The organism is Thiolapillus sp., assembly GCF_048562965.1.
Taxonomy (GTDB): domain Bacteria; phylum Pseudomonadota; class Gammaproteobacteria; order Chromatiales; family Chromatiaceae; genus Thiolapillus; species Thiolapillus brandeum_A.
This window is the reverse complement of the sequence record NZ_JBHNMF010000232.1, coordinates 1-5,054: the sequence shown is the minus strand read 5'-3', so window position 1 is coordinate 5,054 and position 5,054 is coordinate 1. Positions and strand designations below refer to the sequence as shown.

General features: G+C 49.0%; 3 protein-coding genes. All 3 read left to right on the top strand.

The features are described from left to right. Positions 1-114: 114 nt before the first annotated feature. Genes cas3 through casB form a run of 3 tightly spaced genes read left to right on the top strand, consistent with a single transcriptional unit; the run spans position 115 to position 4,938 of the window. Positions 115-2,781: a CRISPR-associated helicase Cas3' gene (cas3, locus tag ACOCD2_RS12015; RefSeq protein ID WP_293646013.1), complete on the top strand. Its 2,667-nt coding sequence runs from the start codon at positions 115-117 to the stop codon at positions 2,779-2,781. A 26-nt stretch (positions 2,782-2,807) separates the two neighbouring features. Further along, positions 2,808-4,391, top strand: coding sequence for a type I-E CRISPR-associated protein Cse1/CasA (gene casA, locus ACOCD2_RS12010; protein WP_293646011.1), 1,584 nt, complete (start codon positions 2,808-2,810; stop codon positions 4,389-4,391). After that, positions 4,378-4,938, top strand: coding sequence for a type I-E CRISPR-associated protein Cse2/CasB (gene casB / locus ACOCD2_RS12005; RefSeq protein ID WP_293646009.1), 561 nt, complete (start codon positions 4,378-4,380; stop codon positions 4,936-4,938). The genes casA and casB overlap by 14 nt, the downstream gene beginning before the upstream one ends. Positions 4,939-5,054 lie beyond the last annotated feature (116 nt).

Sequence of the window (5,054 nt, the reverse complement as noted above, 5' to 3'; positions counted from 1 at the left end):
CTTTTTGGGAATATGATCACACGGAACCCGACAATTAGCACTAACCTCGTTCATATGGCGAGACGCTAAGAGCTACATAATATCGCCAAAATTAGCCGGATATGATGGCCCATATTGGAAGAAACAGAAAGGGATGAAATCATGCGAGGGGCTCCTCAGGCCTGCCAAGCATTTGGTAAATTACAAAGAGATGAACAGGGGCGGATAAAATACTGGTTACCGCTTGTGGACCATATGACAGATGTTGCCATATGTTTTCATGAACTCAGTCAGTGCCATTCAATTTATAGAGCTTTGGGAAAAGCAGCGGAGCGTAAGCTTACTGAACAGGATATTGCGCGTCTAGCGGCTCTGGTTTTCCTACATGATTTAGGCAAGGCTAACAGTGGCTTTCAGGCCAAGCGTTGGCAACAAGCTGATCGCCCTCATGAATGGCCAACGCCTGCGGGACACGGCATTGAGGCAACCAAGATTTTTGAAGAAGAATCATTAATTCATCTTGTGGATGCACTGCCGGTTAGCGAAATATGTACGTGGGGAGAAGCCGTTGACTCATTACTCAAAGCCAGCATCAGCCACCATGGTCGCCCTATTATTGAACAAGCAACAAATTGGAATAAAGCAATCTGGCGTCCGGTAAAAGAAGCCAATGGCATCATAGGCTACGATCCCTTGCCTGTCATGGAGGAAATGACCCAGCGTGTAAAAATACTTTTCCCTCAAGCCTTTTCAAATAGCGGGGGACCACTGCCCAGCGCCCCCGAGTTTGGGCATCTCTTTGCAGGGTTGGTGCAGTTGGCCGATTGGCTGGGTTCAGATACACGGTTTTTTGGTTATGCCAATGAAGCTGATGACCGAGTAAAAACAGCTTGGGATAATGCAGAAAATGCCATTTTAACTGTAGGACTGGACGCCAACTCCTGGCATCACTCATTGAGTGTCAGACAGCCTACCTTTACCCAAACCTTCGAAATCGAAGCTCCATACCCCATTCAAGAAGCGATGGATGATACCGATTTAGGTTCGTTAGTGATCCTCGAATCGGAAACCGGTAGCGGAAAGACCGAAGCCGCATTGTGGCGCTATATTCATCTTTTTCGTACCGGGCAAGTCGACAGTCTTTATTTTGCTCTTCCTACTCGTGTTTCCGCGACCCAGATTTATCAGCGAGTAAAGAGAACCATCAAACGGCTCTGGCCAGTGGAGCCGCCTATTACCGTTAGAGCTTTGCCAGGCTATGCTGCTGCCGATAACCACCAAGCCATAGCTCTACCAGATTTCAAGATGTTGTGGAATGACGATCCAGATGAGCAACAAGCCCATCGCCGCTGGGCAGCTGAATCACCCAAACGCTTTCTAGCGGCACCCATAGCAGTGGGTACTATTGACCAAGCTTTGCTTGGTATATTGAAGGTTCGACACGCTCATTTGCGCTATGCATTGCTATCAAGAAGCCTGCTAGTGGTAGATGAAGTGCACGCTTCAGATCCCTATATGACTGTACTCCTTACCCGTCTGTTAAAAGCTCATCTTCATAATGGCGGACACGCCTTATTACTTTCCGCCACACTAGGAGCTAGCGCACGTCACCGCTACCTGGATCTGGTGCCAAAGGGTGGAAAAGCTAGTGTGCTGGAACCCTTCGATACTGCAAAACTCACTCCTTACCCAGCTATAAGCGATTTCAGAGGACTTCATTCTATACCTGCCATGGGGCGTACTAAATCGGTAAACTGGTCACTATATGATTGCATAGACGAAGCTGAAAAAATTGCCGAAATGGCGATTAACGCAGCAAATTCCGGCGCGAAAGTCCTGGTCATTAGAAATACCGTGCCCGCTGCCATCACTTTATTAAAGAAACTCGAAGGCAGGCTGCAAGATCCAGCATGGCTATTTACAGTAAATGAGGTAGTGACGCTTCATCATAGCCGCTTCAGCCGCCAGGACAGGTCGCTACTTGATCTAGCAATTGAATCACGTCTCGGGAAAAAACGTCCAGATGGCTCCTGCATTGTCATCGGTACTCAGACTCTGGAGCAGAGTCTTGATATTGATGCCGACGTGTTGATTACCGATCTATGTCCAATGGATGTGCTGTTACAACGCATAGGACGATTGCATCGCCACTGTCGATCCAAAGCACAACGCCCTGTCGACTATCAAACGGCCCAAACTTGGGTGCTAACACCAAAGAATAACGATCTTACGCCTATGCTGAGTCATGCAGCACATGGACTAGGCCGTTTCCGTGATGGTGGAGGTGTTTATCCAGATTTGCGCATCATCGAGGCTACCCATCGCCTGATCGTTGAACACCCTAATATACAGGTCCCCCGTGATAATCGCCTTCTGGTAGAAGGCGCAACACATCCAGATCAATTACAAGTGATACAACAAGAAATGGGGGATGCATGGGAACAATTGGGGCAACAAATTGAAGGCGACACAGGAGCACAACGCACCATCGGTTATCTTCATACGCTGGAGATCGATAAAGAGTTTGCCAAAGATGCAAATATGGCATTTCCGAATGATCACAAAATTGCCACTCGTTTAGGCGCACAGGACAAACTGGTGCAATTTGAACCCCCATTAACAGGGCCTTTCGGTAAACAGTTGCGACAACTTCCAATACGCCACTTCCTGCTTCCCCATGGATTGGATCCAGATACTCCCCCTAGTGCAATAGAACATACCCAAGAGGCCATCATATTCAACCTTGGGAAAACTCGCTTTTGTTACAGCCGCTTTGGATTGGAGCGTCTGAATAATGACTGATCTTAAACCTGTTCATGGAGAGCAATATGGCACTTCACTACTCATTATTGGATGAAAAATTGATCCGCGCCCGCAGGATTGCTGATGGGCAACTCAACCACTACAGTCTTCCTTGGCTGTTCGTTGCCATGCAACAAGATGAGATTCGTGATTTTCCTGCATTACGTCCACATCAACGCCATCCCTGGCATGCTTTTCTAGTTCAACTAGCGGCAATGGCATTGCATCAAGCAAGCTCATTGCAGCCATTCGAAACAGCACAGGAATGGAGAGAGGCTCTTATGAATCTCACCCCAGACGACTCGGATGGAGCCGCCTGGTGCCTGATAACGCCTCATGACCGTCCCGCCCTTATGCAACCACCAGTGCCAGGCGAAGATGTCAGTAAATGGAAAAGCAGACTTCATGCGCCTGATGAACTCGATATGCTGGTCACTTCCAAAAACCATGATCTAAAAACCGCATGTATGACAAACAGCAACCTGGATGACTGGTTGATGGCGCTCATCAGCTTGCAAACCCAGGAGGGATTCTTGGGTGCAGGAAATTATGGTATTTCCAGGATGAATGGTGGATTTGCCAGCCGCCCGGCACTCGGCGTAGTTCCTTATGGAAATTGGGGAAAGCGTTGGCTGCGGGATGTCAATGTGCTTCTCAGTGATCGGGAGAAAATTGTAGCGCAAAATGAATTGCAAAAAGAGAACGGTACGGGCTTGATCTGGTTATTGCCCTGGGACGGTGCTAAAAGCCTTTCATTCAGTTCGCTTGACCCGTTTTATATAGAGATTTGTCGTAAAATACGCCTGTTAAAGGATGAAGAAAACATTGTTGCAGTCACAACTGGGAGCAAGGTTTCACGGGTTGCAGCCAAAGAGCGCAACGGCATTACCGGAGATCCCTGGATACCTATCGATGTAGCTGCGGAGAAGGCGCTGACTATTACCGCCAAAGGATTCAACTACAAGGTCGCTGTAGAATTGCTGGTTGGCAAATATCAGCAACCCATCGCACAAGCATTGACTGTAGAAGACGGAGAGCAAGGTATCATAGTTTTAGCCCAGGGAGTAACTCGAGGGCAGGGCAAGACTGAAGGCTACCACGAACGTCGAATCCCTATTTCACCCACCGTGCGCAAAATGATGTTGCGTAGAAAGACTGATCGGCTTGCAGCCCTCGCTGAAGAACGGGTAAACGCCATTAGCAAAATGCGTAAAGTGCTATGGTCTGCCATGGCAACATTGTTTGATAATGGAGCAACAAAGGATTGCTTTTCAGATAGTGCAAAAGATCGAGCCAATGGTTTTGCAAAGCCATTCGAGCAAGAGGAAGACGCTCGTTTTTTTCAGGACCTCAATGAGGAGATTGAATCTGATGACCCGGATAAAATACGGTTGCAATGGCTTCTTGCCATGGCGGATCGTGCCGAGGCAATCCTGAATAATGCCTTTCATGCTGGCCCACGCAGCAGTGAGCAGCGTTACCGCGCGCGCAGCGCTGCACTCTCTCGGTTTCATGGTGTATTGCGCAGCAATAAATCACCCTTTCCCCCACTTGCGGATCATTACCGCCAACTTACTCTGAAGGAGGAACCTGCACATGGAGACGCCTGATACCGAACAGGTTGAAACACCAACAATGGCTGGCAATCCTGTTGTCCGTCTGGCTCGTGTCATCACCCAGTCCGCTCGTTTCCCGGGCGATGAATATGGATTGGGAAAGGGTGAAAAGGCGGCGCTCGCCCGGCTGGATGTGGAGAACATTCGCCCGCACCAGATTTCTGCCCTTTCCCGCGCTCTGATCCAGGCTGATCTTGACCCGGAAAGCTGGCAGCCTGATACATGGCGTCGTTGGGCCTTGATTGCCCATGGTATCGCCCTTGCGGGTCACAATGGCAAAGACAGCCTGGGCAAACAACTTTGTCAGGCGGGCGTTTCTGAATCCCGAGTAACAAAATTGCTGACAGCACGCGGTGACGCCTTTCGCCAACTCCTGCCCCAATTGTTGCGGCTGCTGGCAAGCAAAGAGACGGCCCCCAACTGGCGCGAATTTGGTGGTTTGATCATTCACCAGGAGCGAAATGAGGAACGAGCAGAAGAGATTCGTCTTGGCATCGCCGGCCGCTATTTTTCAGAATTGGCAAAATCCAAGGCCAACTAAATAGATCAAAAAATATAATGGAGCATGATATGACCCTGTTACCTCACTTTATTCAAATCCATACACTGCATAACTATCCGGCAGCGCTTATCAACCGTGATGATGCTGGCCTGGCG

Excerpts from the sequence above, each read along its gene's own strand:
- casA (WP_293646011.1), top strand. The coding sequence starts at position 2,808 with ATGGCACTTCACTACTCATTATTGGATGAAAAATTGATCCGCGCCCGC.
- casB (WP_293646009.1), top strand. The coding sequence starts at position 4,378 with ATGGAGACGCCTGATACCGAACAGGTTGAAACACCAACAATGGCTGGC.